The organism is Myxococcus sp. CA056, from assembly GCF_013336715.1.
Lineage (GTDB): Bacteria > Myxococcota > Myxococcia > Myxococcales > Myxococcaceae > Myxococcus > Myxococcus llanfairpwllgwyngyllgogerychwyrndrobwllllantysiliogogogochensis.
The window spans coordinates 130,668-146,898 of the sequence record NZ_JABUMT010000008.1; the positions used below are offsets into that span (position 1 = coordinate 130,668).

General features: G+C 68.4%; 13 protein-coding genes. 8 read left to right on the forward strand and 5 right to left on the reverse strand.

Annotated elements, in window-relative coordinates:
* Positions 1-61: 61 nt before the first annotated feature.
* Positions 62-886: a matrixin family metalloprotease gene (locus HUA76_RS28405; RefSeq protein WP_174462617.1), complete on the forward strand. Its 825-nt coding sequence runs from the start codon at positions 62-64 to the stop codon at positions 884-886.
* 21 nt (positions 887-907) lie between these two features.
* On the opposite strand, the gene HUA76_RS28410 is transcribed toward HUA76_RS28405, so the two are convergent.
* The 3 genes from HUA76_RS28410 to HUA76_RS28420 are packed head-to-tail and all read right to left on the reverse strand — an operon-like array spanning position 908 to position 3,328.
* Positions 908-1,669, reverse strand: a complete 762-nt coding sequence (locus HUA76_RS28410) for a murein L,D-transpeptidase family protein (RefSeq protein WP_174462618.1) — start codon at positions 1,667-1,669, stop codon at positions 908-910.
* 25 nt (positions 1,670-1,694) lie between these two features.
* Entirely contained in the window at positions 1,695-2,717 is a 1,023-nt protein-coding gene (locus HUA76_RS28415; protein WP_174462619.1) for a DUF2071 domain-containing protein, read from the reverse strand.
* Positions 2,714-3,328, reverse strand: coding sequence for a hypothetical protein (locus HUA76_RS28420; protein ID WP_174462620.1), 615 nt, complete (start codon positions 3,326-3,328; stop codon positions 2,714-2,716). Before HUA76_RS28420 ends, HUA76_RS28415 begins: the two co-directional genes overlap by 4 nt.
* Before the next feature lie 405 nt (positions 3,329-3,733).
* Between HUA76_RS28420 and HUA76_RS45685 the strand changes: the two genes are divergently transcribed.
* The 4 genes from HUA76_RS45685 (at position 3,734) to HUA76_RS28435 (ending at position 7,653) form a co-directional block, all read left to right on the forward strand.
* Positions 3,734-4,237 carry a hypothetical protein gene (locus HUA76_RS45685; protein WP_254614542.1) on the forward strand — a complete coding sequence of 168 codons (504 nt, stop codon included), beginning with the start codon at positions 3,734-3,736 and terminating at the stop codon, positions 4,235-4,237.
* Entirely contained in the window at positions 4,186-5,289 is a 1,104-nt protein-coding gene (locus HUA76_RS28425) for a right-handed parallel beta-helix repeat-containing protein (RefSeq protein ID WP_254614543.1), read from the forward strand. Before HUA76_RS45685 ends, HUA76_RS28425 begins: the two co-directional genes overlap by 52 nt.
* Positions 5,290-5,408: 119 nt before the next feature.
* Entirely contained in the window at positions 5,409-6,068 is a 660-nt protein-coding gene (locus HUA76_RS28430; RefSeq protein ID WP_174462622.1) for a hypothetical protein, read from the forward strand.
* Positions 6,069-6,177: 109 nt separating this feature from the next.
* Positions 6,178-7,653, forward strand: coding sequence for an amino acid permease (locus HUA76_RS28435; protein ID WP_141646932.1), 1,476 nt, complete (start codon positions 6,178-6,180; stop codon positions 7,651-7,653).
* A gap of 21 nt (positions 7,654-7,674) precedes the next feature.
* Here HUA76_RS28435 and HUA76_RS28440 read toward each other — a convergent pair whose 3' ends face one another.
* Positions 7,675-8,142: a carbonic anhydrase gene (locus HUA76_RS28440; RefSeq protein ID WP_141646931.1), complete on the reverse strand. Its 468-nt coding sequence runs from the start codon at positions 8,140-8,142 to the stop codon at positions 7,675-7,677.
* 205 nt (positions 8,143-8,347) lie between these two features.
* On the opposite strand from HUA76_RS28440, the gene HUA76_RS28445 reads away from it, so the two are divergent.
* From HUA76_RS28445 to HUA76_RS28455, 3 genes are all read left to right on the forward strand, one after another.
* Complete coding sequence (locus HUA76_RS28445; protein WP_174458951.1) at positions 8,348-10,717, forward strand: arylsulfatase; 2,370 nt, start codon at positions 8,348-8,350, stop codon at positions 10,715-10,717.
* An 83-nt stretch (positions 10,718-10,800) separates the two neighbouring features.
* A complete protein-coding gene (locus tag HUA76_RS28450; protein WP_174458952.1) occupies positions 10,801-11,877 on the forward strand; it encodes an MBL fold metallo-hydrolase in 1,077 nt (358 codons plus the stop codon).
* Between the two features lie 108 nt (positions 11,878-11,985).
* A complete protein-coding gene (locus tag HUA76_RS28455; RefSeq protein ID WP_254614544.1) occupies positions 11,986-12,582 on the forward strand; it encodes a hypothetical protein in 597 nt (198 codons plus the stop codon).
* Between the two features lie 92 nt (positions 12,583-12,674).
* On the opposite strand, the gene HUA76_RS28460 is transcribed toward HUA76_RS28455, so the two are convergent.
* Positions 12,675-16,085 carry an Ig-like domain-containing protein gene (locus HUA76_RS28460; RefSeq protein ID WP_174462623.1) on the reverse strand — a complete coding sequence of 1,137 codons (3,411 nt, stop codon included), beginning with the start codon at positions 16,083-16,085 and terminating at the stop codon, positions 12,675-12,677.
* Between the last annotated feature and the right edge of the window lie 146 nt (positions 16,086-16,231).

Consider the following 16,231-nt stretch of genomic DNA (forward strand, 5'->3'; position numbering starts at 1 on the left):
ACCTTCCAGATTTGCTATTATTTCTGGTTGGGCGGCTTTGGGAGCCGTCAGAGGGGGAGTCATGCGCAATGTCTGTTTCGTGGGGTTGTGTCTCGGAGTGTCCGTCCTGCTCTCGGCATGCGGGAGCGTCGAACAGGAGCCGGCAGGTGCGCCGGCAGGCACCTCCGATGCGGCCTTCGAGGAGTTCAAATCGAGGGCATACCGGGAGCCCGACTCGAACGTCTATGTCGTGCCGCCGGACCTGGCGTTCGACGGCGACACGGCGCTGCGCGCGTACCACGACCGTTACGTGCGACGGGACGGACTGGGGACTCGCGAGGACGCGCTGGCCGTGGGGTGCCCCAATGGCGTCCTCGTCATGTGGGGCGCCACGGCGGTGCGCGACTTGCGGTACTGCGTCAGCAGGTCTTTCGGCACGCGCCAGGCCGACGTCATCGCGGCGATGAGCAGCGCGGCGAAGGCGTGGGAAGCCGTGGCGGGCGTGAACTTCATCCACGAGAGCTCGCTCGACGGGGCCTGCATTGCCTCGCAGGAGGGCGTCGTCTTCGACATCCGTCCGGTCAACACGGGCGGCCAGTATCTGGCCCGCGCGTTCTTCCCGAATGCGGCCCGCTCCGCGCGGAGCCTGCTCATCGACAACACCGCGTTCGGGAACATCGCCCCTTTGACGCTCAGGGGCCTCCTGCGGCACGAGCTGGGGCATGTGCTGGGCTTCGTGCATGAGCCGGGCAGCGTGCTCTGTCCGCGGACCACGGGCACGTGCATGCTGACGGAGACCCCGGATCCCAACTCGGTGATGGTCAACTACTCGTGCGGTGTGACGGCGGGAGACCTGGTGTTGAGCGCCCAGGACGAGACGGCGGCGGGGTTCCTGTATCCGCTGTGACGCGCGGCGCCCTTCGCGCGGTCATCGTCCCGCGCGAGGGGCCTTCGTCGCGGGTGTCACGACATAGGCACCCGTCTTCGCGACGACCGAGGTGCGAGGCACCTGGCGGCTCTCCTCGAAGAGGGTGTACGCGGGCTGGAGGCCCTTCCAGAACGACACCAGCGAGGTGTCCGCGCCTGCCTGCTTCTCCAGCGCCGCCATCCCCGCCGCGTCGAGCCTGCGCGGGAAGATGTGGATGGGCGCGTCCCGCTTCGTCCGGGCGCGCGTGTCCAGCGCCATGAGGTAGAGCTCCTCGATGGGGCCATCCTCGATGGCGATGCAGCCGATGCTCACGCAGTTGCCATGGACGAAGATGTTGCCGCCCAGCCGGACGCCCGGCTTCTGGTGGTGCTTGTCCGCCGTGTTGGGATAGCTGACCCGCACGGAGAGGTGGAAGTTGCTCACCGGGTTGAAGAGGTCGAGTGTGTAGAACCCTTCCGGGACCTGGAGGTCGCCCTCGCGACGCTTGGGCCCCAGCTCTCCCGAGGCGGCGCAGAAGGGGTACGTCTTCACCTTCACCAGAGGACCCTCCTTGGGCCCTGCCCAGACCTCCAGCTCCTTCTCGTGCTTGAAGGCCCGGACATAGAGCTGGTCCGTGGGCCAGGGTGTCCCGGCGGTGGCGAAGAGGGCCGTGACGTCCTTCATCCGCGAGGCGCGAGCGGTGGCGACGCGGTCCCCTGCATGGGCGCTCAGGGAGAGAAGGGCGCCAAGGAGGCCGGCGACGATTGCGAGAGAGGTCTTCATCGCGCGTTGGACTCCGCCGGGTCGCTCACGGTTCCACGGTATGTCGTTCCCTGCGAAGAGGCCGCCAGCGGTAGGCACACTCCGTGAGGTGGAGGACCGAGTCCAGCCGCGCTCCCGGGGCGAGAGGGCCCTCCTCGAAGTACTCGCAGTACAGCTCCACCGGGGTGCAGAAGCGGGCGTTCCATGGGGCGCGGTCGATGGTGAGCACGTAGACGAAGTCGCCCGAAACACCGAGCGCGTCGTAGCACTCGACCAGCGGCTCGTGCAGGTCCTCCAGCCCCGTCCACACGCTGCCCTGGGGCGGGTGTGTCTGGGGCCGGGTGTCGAACACGCCGACGAGGCGCCCTCCGGGAAAGGCCGCCTCCGGGTCCGCCGCGACGGTGAGCAACTCACCCTCGCGAGCCATCACCATGTGCGCCTCGCCGAACTCGTGGAAGCGGAACTCGTCCAGCGCATTGCCCACGCGGCGCATCACCGGGTCATTCGTCTCGCTGCGCACGAAGTAGCCGCCGCGTCGCCACTCGCCGCGCGCGTTGCGATAGCTCACCGCCGCCCGATAGCTCACCTGGTAGAAGCAAACGCCCAGCAGGGGAGACACGCCCTGGGGACGCATGTCGCGCAGGGACGACATCAGCACCTGCACCCACGCGGTGCCGCGATGGATTTCTGGAACGAGCGGCGCGGGCAACAGGCGCGCGAGTCGCTCCGCCTCCACCGCGTAGTTGAGTGAGACGGCTTCCACCCAGTGCGTCTGCACCTGGGTGAGCCAGGGCACGGATGGGCACTCCTCCATGCCGGGGGGACTGGGGCTCGGGTCCTGGCTGCTCGCGAGGAGCAGGTGGGCCTCGCGCAGGGCTTCGTGTCCCAACGGCGTGGGGACCCAGCGGTGTCGCTCCTCGCGAGCCAGGCCCGCCAGGGCAATCGCGCGCAGCGCCGACGCGGGGTCCGTCACTCCGGCCATCGAGAGGCGCGAGTGAAGCTCCGGCTCGTCCAGTCCCCAGGGCTCGGTCGCGAGGGCCACCAGCGCGGCGAGCGACTCCGGCTTCATACCAGCCGAGCCTCGGGCGTCCGGGCCGCGAGCCTGCGCAAGCGGGCGCGGTGGAGCGCGAGCCCTCCGCCGAACTGCACCGCGAACCAGAGCGCGGCCAGCAGGCTGAAGCCGTGCTCTGGCAAGCGCGTCATCACCAGGGAGACGACCGCGAAGAAGGCCGCCACCGTGAACCACACCCGGCCCATCAGCGCACCCATCATCGAGAAGGCGGTGGCGAACAACACACAGGCCACCGCGGGCATGAACAGCCGGTCCAGGCCGAGCAGCCAGTTGATGAGGGCCACCAGCCCCATGCCACCCATGAACGTGGTCCAGATGGCCCAGATCTGCCGCTCGACGAAGGAGCGCGCGCCCGCCGTCTGCCCGCGCTTGAGCAGGAAGATGCTGGAAATGTTGAAGGCCAGGATGGCGCTCCAGAGGACGACGTAGGCGCCGGGCGTCCGGTCTCCCCGATTCCAGAGCCACTGAGTGGCGGCGAATCCCGCGGCGTTGGTGAAGGCATGGAGCATCCAGATGACGCCCCAGTTCTGGAGGGCCGAGTCGTCACGCGCCTGGGACACGACGCGGCGGATGAGCTCGAGGGCCTGGTTCGCTTCTTCGCGGTTCATCGTGGCCCGGAGTCTACGCGACCCCCGGCGAGGAAGGCGTCCCGTTCGCGGTCGGATTCCAGACCCGGTACGTCAGCCACGGCGTGGCGAAGCGAGGGAGCAGGCTTCAGTGCAGGGGATGTCTCCACCTGGTGCATGAAAACCGACCATGCAGGTGAGGTGAGTGCGCGGCATGTACGGGACACTGGAGGAGGGAAGCCCGACCGCGGGGGTGGGGAAGTGCCTGGCGCGTGAGGCGGGCATGTACCTTCGTGCAGGAATTCGGAGCGAAGGTTGGTCCGCATGGGATGGGACCCTCATGCAATGGTGGCTGACTCCTGCTCGTGTTACCTGCCAGCCCGCCCATGAAGACATCTTCGTTTTCCTTCTTGATTGCCAGCGTCGTCGCCGTGTCTCTCTCGGTGAGTGCCTTTGCTTGTTCCGGCGAAGATTCGTCGACGGACCCTGAAGACGGCGTGGGAGTGGAGGATGGTGGCGGGCTCGTGCGCGATGCTGGCGGAGAGCCCGAGCGTGACGCTGGCGGAGAGCCCGAACGCGATGCCGGTGGAGAGCCCGAACGCGACGCTGGCGGGGAGCCCGAGCGTGATGCTGGCGGAGAGCCAGAGCGCGATGCTGGTGGAGAGCCCGAGCGCGATGCCGGTGGAGCGCCCGAACGCGACGCCGGTGGAGAGCCCGAACGCGACGCTGGCGGCGAACCCGAGCGCGACGCTGGCCCTGGGACCTCGGATGGAGGCGACTCCGGCGTGGACGGTGGCAGCGGTCCTGACCCCGTGGATGCGGGCCCAGCCGATGCTGGGACGGATGGCGGTGCTTCGGATGGCGGCCCGGACGCAGGCCAGGATGCGGGGCCCGTCGAGTTGCCGACGGATGGCGGCACGGTCGTCACGGGCACGTTGTCCGGGACGCTGACGGCGGCGGGCTCACCCTACCGGGTCATCGGCAATGCCCAGGGCGTCGTCACGATTCCGAAGGGACAGGTCCTCAAGGTGCAGCCCGGCGTCATCCTCGACTTCAAGGGGCGCCCGGAGGTGACGGAGGCCGATGTCGCTGCGGGTGCGCCGGACAGCGTGATGAACCACCAGAAGGGCCGCGTGGAAGTGCGTGTGTACGGCGGCATCCAGGTGAGTGGCACGGCGGACAAGCCCGTGCTGCTCACCTCGACGAACCCGTATGGCTGGTGGGGCATGAACTTCTATGGAGACAACTCCGTGGGAGACGGACACCCCGTCTTCGACCACATGGTCTTCGAGAAGGTGCGCAAGAACGAATACAACGGCGACCGCGACTGGACGCGTGGCGCGCTGTGGGCCTACTACCCGGGGCCGGTGACGATTCGGAACTCCGTGTTCCGTGACAACGTGTCCGCGGCGAAATGCGGCGCGCTGGACCTGATGTTTACCGTGGGCTCTCGCGTGGAGAGCACGCTGTTCGAAGGCAACCGCACGTCGGACATCGACCGCTTCGCTCAGGCGGGCACGTCCTCCATGGCGGGTGGCGGGGCGATGTGCGTGACGCACGGACGTGACTCCGTGGTGCGCGGCAACACGTTCCGGAACAACGGCCTGGAGGCGTTCCGGGGCAGTGTGTGGAGCGGCCTGACGGTGAGGCCCGTGCTCGCCTGGCCCAACTCACAGAACATCTACGACCTGGGCGGCGGCGCGGCCCTGCACTACTTCCAGCCGAACAACGACCTCATCGTGGACAACCTCTTCGAGGACAACTTCGTGACGAAGGGGCCCGCGGCGGCCATCTACGTGGAGGATGTTGGCACTCGCGGTGTCACCCTGCGACACAACCGCTTCCTGGACAACCAGGCAGGGGCGGGGGGCGTGGTGGTGTGCAACCGAGGCAGCGGCGCGGTGGAGCTGGTGGTCGAGAGCGACAACGTCTTCAGTGGGAACACGGTGAATGGCAACCCCGCGCCGAATGTGACGGGCGACTGCACCGTCGCCGCCCAGTAGTCGGCGCGAGTCCTACCTTGTCGCCACCCGGGGGCTCGGGGCCTCGAATAAAATGGCTCCGGGCGCGTCAGGAGGCCTGTACACACAAGCGAGCTTCGCGCTCACGAGGACCCCCCACCATGAACGCTTTTTCATCCGCCGTGCTCACGGGACTTCTCTTCGCGGGAAGCGCGCAGGCCCAGTCCCGCTCCAACCAATGGGAGCGCGCGCAGGACCGGTACGAGGTGCATGAGGACCGCCGCGAGCTTCGGGACGACCGGAAGGACGTGGAGGAGCTGAAGTCCGTCCTGGCCCGCTTCGACAAGGCCTGGGCGCGTCGTGACACCCGTGAGATGGATGCCGTGGAAGGGCGCCTGCGCCAGCTTCTTCGCGCGGAGATGATGGAGAGCCGCACCGAGCTGTCGTCCTCGCAGCGGGAGGCCCAGCGCAGCCAGCGCGAGGTGCGCGCGGAGCAGTGGGAGGTCCGTGACGATGCGGCCTGGGGTCGCCGGGCCGCGTACGTCAGCGACAAGCGGGACCTCCGTGATGACCGACGGGATGCGCGGGATGACCGTCGCGATGTGAAGGCGGAGGCCGCCACGCTGCGCTCGCGGCAGGTCATCGCCCGGGAGCTCGCGGAGCTGGAGGGCCGCCGGAATGGTGGCGCGCTGCACCGCAAGCGGGACCTCATCCAGGAGCTCATCCGGCTGGCGGAGCGCGAGGTCCGCGAGGGCAAGCAGGAGCTTCGCGAGGACCACCGTGAGCGCCGTGAGGACCGCCGCGAGCACCGCCGCGGCTGAGTGGACACCGGGGGCGCGGCGACGGCGATTCGCTCGCCGGGTGACACTTGCCGACGAGCGCCGCTGTCCGTGCTTCCGAATGCTCGCGGGCCGGCATTGACTGCCGCCCGTGGGAATCTGGTCGAAGAAGAGCCTCGCGAGGCTCCAGGACGAGGATGGCGCGGGGCATGAGCTGCACCGCACCCTCAATGGGTTCCAGCTGACGTTGCTGGGAATCGGGGCCATCATCGGCGCGGGCATCTTCGTCGTGACGGGGACGGCGGCGGCGCAGCACGCGGGGCCCGCCATCGTCCTGTCGTTCGTCCTGGCCGGGGTCGGCTGTCTCTTCGCGGGGCTGTGCTACGCGGAGTTCGCCTCGATGATTCCCGTCGCCGGCAGCGCATACACGTACGGCTACGCCACGCTGGGCGAACTGGTGGCGTGGATCATCGGCTGGGACCTGATGCTGGAGTATCTCTTCGCGTCCTCGGCCGTGGCGGTGGGGTGGTCCGGCTACCTGACGGCCTTCCTTCGCGACTACGTGGGGTGGCAGCTGCCGGCGGCCTTGGCGAATGCTCCGTTCGACACCGCGCCGGGCTCGCTCATCCCTCACGCCACCGGAGCGCTCATCAACCTTCCGGCGGTGCTGCTGGTGGGCGTGCTCACGGTGCTGCTCGTCGTCGGCATCCACGAGTCGGCGCGCGTCAACAACATCATCGTCTTCGTGAAGGTCGCCATCGTCCTGCTCGTCATCGTCTTCGGCGCCTTCCACGTCGAGCGGGAGCACTGGACGCCCTTCATTCCTCCCAACACCGGGCGCTTCGGAGAGTTTGGCTGGAGCGGGGTGCTGTCGGGAGCGGGCGTCATCTTCTTCGCGTACATCGGCTTCGACGCCGTCTCGACGGCCGCGCAGGAGACCAAGAACCCGTCGAAGGACCTGCCCACGGGAATCCTCGGCTCGCTCATCGTGTGCACGGTGCTCTACGTCCTGATGGCGGCGGTGATGACGGGCCTGGCGCCGTACCGCACGCTGAACGTGCCCGAGCCCGTGTACGTGGCCATCTCCGAGGGGGGCCCGGCCCTGCAATGGCTCCGTCCCATCGTCGGGGTGGGGGCCATCGCGGGACTGGCGTCCGTGGTGCTCGTCATGTTGATGGGGCAGCCGCGCATCTTCTTCGCCATGTCGCGCGACGGGTTGTTGCCACCGTTCTTCGGCCGCATCCATCCGCGCTTCCGCACGCCCTATGTGTCCACGCTCATCACCGGAGCCGTGTCCATGGTGGTGGCGGGGCTGTTTCCCATCGGGTTGCTCGGGCACCTCGTCTCCATCGGAACGCTATTCGCGTTCGTGGTCGTCTGTGCGGGCATCCTCGTGTTGCGCTACACGCGGCCGGATCTGCCCAGGCCCTTTCGGACGCCCTTCGTGCCCGTGGTCCCCATCCTGGGCATCCTCGTCTGCACGGCCCTGATGCTGGGCCTTGGCACGGAGACCTGGATACGCCTCATCCTCTGGCTCGCGCTGGGGTTGGTCATCTACTTCGGCTACGGCCGCAAGCACTCCCGCGTGGGGCAAGCGGAGGCGGCGGGGCGGACGGACTCGCGCTGAGCCAGAGGGTCGTCCGCGGCCTCAGTCGTGGAGGGCTACGGGCTTGAAGTGGATGCGCTCCGCTTCCGGGTGGACGAAGAAGGGGCGCACGCGGATGCCGGTGTGCTCCTTCTGGAGCTGCTCGGCGGCGTGACGCAGATCCTGGACCTGCTGCTCCGCGATGAACTCCGGCCCCATCGTTCCGTGACGGGACTGGTAGTAGCCGCAGTTGGCGTGAGCGAGCAGGAGGACCTCCTCGATGTGGTGGCCGATGATGAGGAAGCGTGCCGCGCGGGTGATGGTGTCGCTCTCCAGATAGTCAGCCACCCAGCGGTTGAGGAGCGCGGGACCACCGGGGATGGTCAGCGTATCGATGCGCTCATGGCCCAGGTGGGTGGCGAGGTCCTCCACGGCATCCGTGAAGCGTCCATCCGAGCAATAGATGGCGAGCACCGTCGGATGGTGGTGCTCGTAGCGGTGGCGGGAGACGAACGGCTTCTCGTCGATCATGGCGGCACCCTAGCGGGTTTCACCTCCCAGGGTTCGAGCGGATGCGTGCCTGGCTGTTCCTCCCCGTCGTCCAGGGGGTGGACACAGGCCCGGGGGCTGGGCGGCGCTCGGGGGTGGCTTGAAGGCGCGTCCAGGGGGGCCCACCTGTCTCCATGGTGCCGTGCCCTCGGTTTTCTTTGCGCCCGGCGCAGCAAGGACTCGTGCGATGGCCAGGAAGCCTCGGTTCCCTCGGAAGGTGGATCGCCACGTCTACCCAGGCCCGGAGTACCGCTTCTCGAAAGCGAAGATCGGGCTGACCTATCAGGACTCGAAGCCCGACTTCCCGCGCCAGCCGAACGCGCCAGAGCGCGCGCCCAACGTGCTGCTCGTGCTGCTGGACGACGTGGGCTATGGGTGGTCCAGCGCGTTCGGCGGACGAGTCTCGATGCCGACGGCCGAGCGGCTCGCGCGGAGCGGGTTGAAGTATTGCCAGTTCCACACCACCGCGCTCTGCTCGCCCACGCGGGCCGCGTTGCTCACCGGCCGCAACCACCACAGCGCCGCGTCGGGAGTCATCGGCGAGATAGGCACGGGCTACCCCGGCTACACGGGCATCATCCCCAAGAGCTGTGGCACCATCGCGGAGACCCTCCAACAGAATGGTTACGGCACGGCCTGGTGGGGGAAGAACCACAACGTCCCCGACAACCAGACGAGCGCGGCGGGGCCGTTCGACAACTGGCCCACGCAGCGGGGCTTCGACTACTTCTACGGCTTCATCGGCGGTGAGACGGACCAGTTCCGTCCCGCGCTCTATCGGGGCACGGAGCCCGTGGAGGCCGGCCGGACGCCCGAGGAGGGCTATCAGCTCACGAGAGACCTCGCGGATGACTGCATCGGGTGGATGCGCCAGCAGAAGTCGATTGCCCCGCAGCGTCCGCTGTTCCTCTATTTCGCACCCGGCGCGGGCCATGCGCCGCACCAGCCACCACTCGACTGGCGAGGCCGGCATCAGGGGAAGTTCGACCAGGGCTGGGACGCCTATCGCGAGGAGGTGTTCAAGCGGCAGATAGAGCTGGGCGTGGTTCCTCCCGACGCGAAGCTCACCGCGCGCCCCGCGGAGATTCCCGCCTGGGACTCCTTCGACGACGAGCAGAAGCAGCTCTTCAGTCGCATGGCGGAGAACTACGCGGACTTCCTGTCCCACGCGGACCACGAGGTGGGCCGAGTCGTCCAGGCCCTCGACGACCTGGGCGAGCTGGAGAACACGCTCGTGCTCTACATCATCGGAGACAATGGCTCGAGCGCGGAGGGCACGCTCACGGGCACCCTCAACGAGATGCTGACGCTGGGAGGGTACGCGCCCGACCTCCAGCAGCTCCTGGACCGACAGGACGAGATTGGCCTGCCGGGCACGTCGCCGCACTACCCGGTGGGCTGGGCCTGGGCGGGCGACACGCCGTTCCAGTGGACGAAGCAGGTGGCCTCGCACTTCGGTGGCACGCGCAACCCGATGATTGTTTCGTGGCCTCGCGAAATCACCGAGGGAGGTGGCTCGCGCTTCCAGTTCCACCACATCATCGACATCGCGCCCACGTTGCTGGAGGTCATCGGCATCACCGAGCCGACGATGATGAAGGGCACGCCGCAGAAGCCCATCGAGGGCGTCAGCCTGGCGTACACCTTCGATGAAAAGGCCGAGGACGCTCCGAGCACGCGGACCACCCAGTACTTCGAGATGTTCGGCAACCGGGCGCTGTATCGCGATGGCTGGATGGCCTCATGCCGACATGGCCGGTTGCCGTGGCAGACGGTGGGAACGGCGGACTTCGCCAAGGACCGCTGGGAGCTTTATGACCTCCGGGGCGACTACAGCCAGGCGGTGGACGTCGCGGCCCGACATCCCGAGAAGCTGCGCGAGCTCCAGGACCTGTTCATGGTGGAGGCGGCGAAGTACGACGTGCTGCCCCTGGATGACCGGTTCATCGAGCGCGCGGACGTCACACTCCGCCCGAGCTGGTTCTACGGGCGCAAGCGCGTCACGTTCTACTCGGGCATGACCTATCTGCCGGAGGGCAGCGCGCCGAAGACGAACAACATCAGCTACACGCTCACCGTCGGAGCGGACCTTCCCTCGGAGGGCACCGAGGGCGTGCTGGTCTGCGTGGGCGGAGACATGGGTGGTTGGTCGCTGTACGTGAAGGACCGGCGGCTCGTGTACCACTACAACTTCTTCGACGTGGAGCGGCACGAGGCCGTGTCGGACATCGAGGTCCCCACGGGGCGGGTGGAGCTGAAGCTCGCGTTCACCAATGAGTCCGACACGCTGGGCGGCCCCGCGTCGGCACGCATCTTCATCAACGGCAAGGACGTAGGCCACGTGGCGATTCCGCGCCAGTGTCGCGGGCGTTTCAGCACCGAGTGCATGGATGTCGGAATGGACTCTCGTTCGCCCGTGAGCCGCGGGTACCTGGACCGGGGGACGTTCCCCTTCACGGGCCGCATCGAGTACGCCACCTTTGACTTCGACCTGGAGGTCGCCAACCGCGAGCTGACGGCCGAGGAGCGGTTGGAGCAGCACGTCCGACTGGACTGACTTCCACCCGCCGGGAGGGCGACCCATCGCTCGTCCTCCTGGTGGGGTGGCCAGAATCGGGCCAAGGCGTTAGACACGACGACATGTCTTCTTCCAGCCGTGGTGGGCATATCTCGGGGCTGCGACTCGAGCGGGTGAGCGCCTCCCGCCAGTTCGCGGAGGGTCGGTTCCGCAACACCGCGCCCGTGCACCCTGGCATCCAGGGCAACCCCCTGCCGTTGCTCGGCGAGTACTTCTTCGGGGGCGCGCAGCGCACGCCTCCGGGGCCGTTGCCCCTGGAGAACCCGCTGGAAGCCTGGGGACGGAGGCCCGACACCGGCCTGCGGGTGACGTGGCTGGGGCACAGCACGATGCTGCTGGAGCTGGACGGCGCGCGCATCCTGACGGACCCCGTGTTCGGCGAGCGTGCCTCGCCCATGTCCTTCGCCGGGCCTCGGCGTTTCCACGAGGCGCCGGTGTCCCTGGACGCGTTGCCGGAGCTGGACGTGGTGCTGCTGTCGCACGACCACTATGACCACCTGTGCCGGCCCACCATCCAAGCCCTGGCGAAGCGGCGCGTTCCGTTCGTCACGGCCCTGGGCGTGGGGGCCCACCTGGAGGCCTACGGTGTGGCGCCGGAGCTGATCACCGAGCTGGACTGGTGGGAGCGGACCACGGTGGGACCGGTGACACTCACCGCCACGCCGTCGCAGCACTTCTCCGGGCGCGGCTTGGGCGACCGGAACCGGACGCTGTGGGCGTCCTGGGTTCTGGAGGGTGACAAGCACCGCCTCTTCTTCAGTGGTGACACAGGGCTGACGGAGGAGCTGCGCGAAGTGGGGCGGAGACATGGTCCGTTCGACCTGGTGATGCTGGAGGTGGGTGCCTTTCATCCGAGCTGGGGCACCATCCACCTGGGACCGGAGAACGCGCTCAAGGCCCACGAGATGCTCGGGGGCGGCCGGTTGATGCCGGTGCACTGGGGCACCTTCAACCTGGCCCTGCACGCATGGGATGAGCCCGCGGAGACGCTGCTCCGGCTGGCCTCCGAGCAGCAGGTCCGGCTCTTCACGCCTCGCCTGGGGGCCGCGAGCGAGCCCCTGCGCCTGGAGCAGGCCACGCCCTGGTGGCGGGAAGTCTCGGCGGGAGTGCTGGCCCCAGGGCCCGTCCTGGGCGGGTAGGCGGGCGTTCAATCGACCGGGCGGCGGGGCTTCGCGGGACCCCTGAGTCGATGTCTTGGAACGCGGGCGGGGGGATGGGCATCTCTCCCTCAGCAGGTGGATACCACCATGACCATGCCCCTCATCGCGCTCGCGGCTGTCGGTTCAGGTGCGCTGCACGCACTGGCGGGACCGGACCACCTGCTGAGTCTCGCCCCTCTTTCGGTGGGACGTCGTCGGGGCGCGTGGCGGGTGGGGCTGCTGTGGGGATTCGGCCATGGGCTCGGAACCCTGATCGCCGCGGGAGTGCTGCTGGTGCTCCTGTCCGCGGTGCATCTGGAGTCCGTTGATCGCTGGGCCGAACGCCTCGCGGGACTCGCGCTGCTGGGGATGGGCGTCTGGGGACTGCGGCGGAAGCTGGGCGCGGGCGATGAGGCCCTGGCGTCCCGAGGCGTGCTCGCCGTGGGGCTGGTGCACGGTCTGACGGGTGCATCCGCGCTGGTGTTGCTGCTCCCCATCGCGGTGTCGGGCACGGCGCCGGAGCAGGCCCTCTACCTGGGCGGGTTCTCCATCGGCAGCACGATGGCCATGTCCGCGCTCACCGCGAGCATCGCCGCCTTTTCCCGCATCAAGCAGTTCTCCTCCAAGCTGGCGACGCATGTGCCTCGTGTGGCGTCCACGGTCTCCATCCTCGTGGGCAGTGCCTGGATGCTCGGGAGTTTCTGAGCCAGCGCGTGATGTCCTTTGGACATGATTCGGGCCGGACTCCACGCGCCTTGGTGGAGCCCGGCCCATTCACTTCGTGTGTCCGGTGCGTCTCAGTGGACGCGGCCCGGAGGCAGGTTCGAGCGGGGCGGGAAGCCCGGCACGGCAGCGTCCAGGTTCTTCGCGCTGCTCAGTGAGCGTGGCGCGAGGAGGGCCTCGCCCACGGAGCCCGTCATCGCCTGGAAGCCCTGCGGTGCTCCGCACACCAGGTTCTCCAGGTCGTCGTCTCGCCGGCCCAGGTCGTCGAAGACGCGGGTGATGGAGGAGTTCACGGGGTCTGGAGTCGGCGCCTGGCTGACCATGAAGGGCGACGGGCCCGAGGCGCTACCGGCCGAGCGCGGGAAGATGTGGAGGAAGGGGGTCTGCGTCTCCCCCGCGTGGCAGCCGTTGCACGTGTTCAGGGAGAAGCGATGCCGGGCCTCGGGGTCCGCGCCCGGCGCGTCCCAGAAGAAGAAGAACGGCGTGAGCGCGGAGCCCGCCAGGAAGGGCTGTCCCTCGAAGAAGGCCGGCACCTCGTGGGTGCCGTTCATGAGGGGCGCCACGTTCTGCTGCACGTAGTTCGACACCAGGGGCGTGCCGGCGTGGAAGAGCTCCGGCGTGAGGGCCACGGGAGCGGGGGCCAGGCCGGTGGGCCCGAAGCGGAACTCGCGCAGCTCCCACAGCGGGTCCAGCGCGTTCTCGTTGGTGCGCACCTGATGGATGGCGCTGCCCATGAAGTGGCCGGGTGCCACGAACGACTGGGTGAAGCGGTCCGTGAGCGCCTGGAGCTTCGTGTTGAACGCGGGTGTGCCGAGGCTCAGCGTGCCCAACTCGTGCCAGTCACGGGCCCAGCGCTGGATGTCCTCCGGCCCATCGCCGGGCAGCATGTACTCAAGGATGACGGTGAACGGCAGCGGCTGGCCCGTGGGCGTGGTGACGCCGAAGACGAAGCGGCCCTCACCCGAGTGCGTACCTTCGCTGCGCAGGTCAATGCGGTTGACGATGGCGAGCAGTCGGAATGGCGCCGTGTTGAAGTCGAGTTGTGCGGTGGGGCCGCCGCTGCGTGCCTCCCACGGCCCGAGCACGTCGGGGCGGATGCGCGTGCGCGCGGCGACGAACGAGGCCTCGATGAACTGGTCCTGCTCCCACGTCTTCAGCCAGTTGCGCACCAGCTCGGAGGGATTCTGCCCGCCGTTCATGCGGCGCATCAGCGTGCCGAACGTCCAGACGCCGTTGCCGGTGGTGCGCACCGGGTCTTCCACCACGGACAGGTCGGTGATGAGCAGCTCGCGGTTCGGCGTCACCTGACACACGCCTGGAGCACAGGCCGTGGATGACTCGCAGCCGTTGACCGTGTTGCCGTCGCAGTCGAAGGTGCCCACCGCGCAGCCGAGGCCACACGTCCCCGCGCCACAGACGCCGCTCGCCGAGGCCGCGCCACCGCACACGGTGCCGCACGCGCCGCAGTTCGCCGCGTCTTCCATCATCGACGTCTCACACCCGTTGCCCGGATTGCCATCGCAGTCCAGGAAGCCCGCGACGCAGGTCTCCGTGAAGGACGTGCAGGAGGACTGATTGCCCGCCGCGTCCCGGACCCTCGCGAAGACGGTGACACCGACCTGGTTGGCGAGCAGCGGCACCATCGCGCTGCCTGCATTGTCCAGCGGCACCTCCGTGCCCATGGGCGTGGTGCAGCCCGCGTTCGAGAAGAGGACCACCCGCGTGCGAGGCTCGGCCAGGGTGCGCACCGCGCTGACGAAGGGCGCCTGGGGGAAGGGCACCAGTCCCGGTATGAAGGTGGCCGGTAGCGGCGCGAGGTTGTCGTGCGTGTACGCCACCGTCGGAGAGCAGCCGGAGGTGTTGCCAGCGGCATCCACGGCTCGCAAGGAGAACGTCGTCACCGAGTTGGTCCCCACGGTGAGGTTGAGGCTGAAGTTGCCGGTCGTCGCGTTCGCCGTGGTGGTGGTCAGCGGAGTCCCTCCGCAGCTGGAGTTCTGGAAGACGCGGACAAGCGCGCCCGCCTCGGTGCGACCTTCGAGCAGGGGCGTCAACTGCGTTCCCACTCCATTGGGGACGAAGCCGAGCTGGAAGGGCGTGGTGGGGGCGATGTTGTCATGGACATAGCTGATGGCGGCGGAGCACGCGGAGATGTTGCCCACGGCGTCCTCCGCCTTCGCGGAGAAGGTGCTCGTGGTGTTGGCCGTCATGGTGAAGGGGCGGGTGAAGGTGCCCGTGGCGGTGGCCGTCACGCTCGCGAGGGGGCTTCCGGCGCAGCTGCTTCCAGAGAAGAGCCGCACGGTGGCTCCCGCCTCCGTGGTGCCGGCGAGAGTCGTACTGGTCTGCGTGCTGGGAGAGGCCGGCGTGAAGCCCGTGAACACCGGGACGATGGGCGCCACCGTGTCGCGCACGCAGCCGAGCAGCTCCAGCCGCGCCAGGGAGATGACCTCGACCCCGGTGCGAGAATCATTGTCGTCCGTCACGTTCAGCCGGAACTTGCTGAACGTCCTCGGGGTGCTGAGCGTGTACTCGCGCCGCTCCGCGCCCAACCAGTTCATCTCGTCGATGCGCGTGTCCACCGTCACCCACGCGCTGCCGTTCCAGCCCTGGAAGGTCCAGTTCTTCGGCGCGCGCGTGGTAATGTCTCCGTTGGCGTACTTGATGGCGTACCGGCTGACGATGCGAGGACCGTCCGTCCACTCGTAGGCCAACCACGCGGGAGTCTGCTTGATGGCGGAGATCCACATGGATGTTCCGGTGGCCACGCTGTCGAACGCCTTCCAGGCGTCGTACTCCGGCTCCGCGTCGATGACCCCCGAGGCGGTGACGATGCCGGAGGGCGCGGTCGCGCTCGTCATGTCCGGTACCTGGTTGACGCTGGCGGCGCAGGCGCAGTTGTAGAAGCTCAGCTTGCCGATGGAGAGGACGTCCACGCCCGTGCCGGCCGCGTTGTCCTCCGTCACCACCAGGCGGTACTTGCTGTAGGCCGTGGGAGACGCGACGGCGAACTCGCGCTGCTCGGTGCCTCCCCAGTTCGTCTGGAGCGTGCGCGAGTCAATCGTGTTCCACGCGGTGCCGGACCAGCCCTGCAGCGTCCAGTCCCGTGGCGCTCGTGCGTTGAGCGTGCCGTTGGAGAACTTGATGGCGTAGTGCGTGACTGTCTTGGGGCCGTTGAAGAACTCGTAGGTGAGCCAGGCCGTGGCCTGTCCGCTCGCGGAGAGCCACATGGTGGTGTCGCTGCCGTCGAGCGCCATCCAGCCGGGGTTGGACGCACTGAGCTGGCTGGAGCCGATGGCGAGCCCGCTCGGAGCATCGCCGGCCGTCATCGCGGGGATGAGGCTGTCGCCGCAGGTGAGGCCCTGGGTGGCGGCACCCAGCGGCTCGGGAGGGGAGTCAGCGGGCGGCGGGGCGTCCTGACACCCGGGCACGAAGGCCAGGGTGAGGGCGCTCGCCAGGAACAGGCTTCGGATGGATATCGGGCGATGCATGGACACGCTCCTCGCTACGGGCCGCCGGCGAACACCGGAGGCGCTGGAGCACCGTGTCGTAGCGGGACGTGTCGACAGCGAGGGCGGGGATGTGACGGAAGCTCCGGCGCCGGTGACGAGTCGTCCTCCGCGCGGGACGAGCCCGC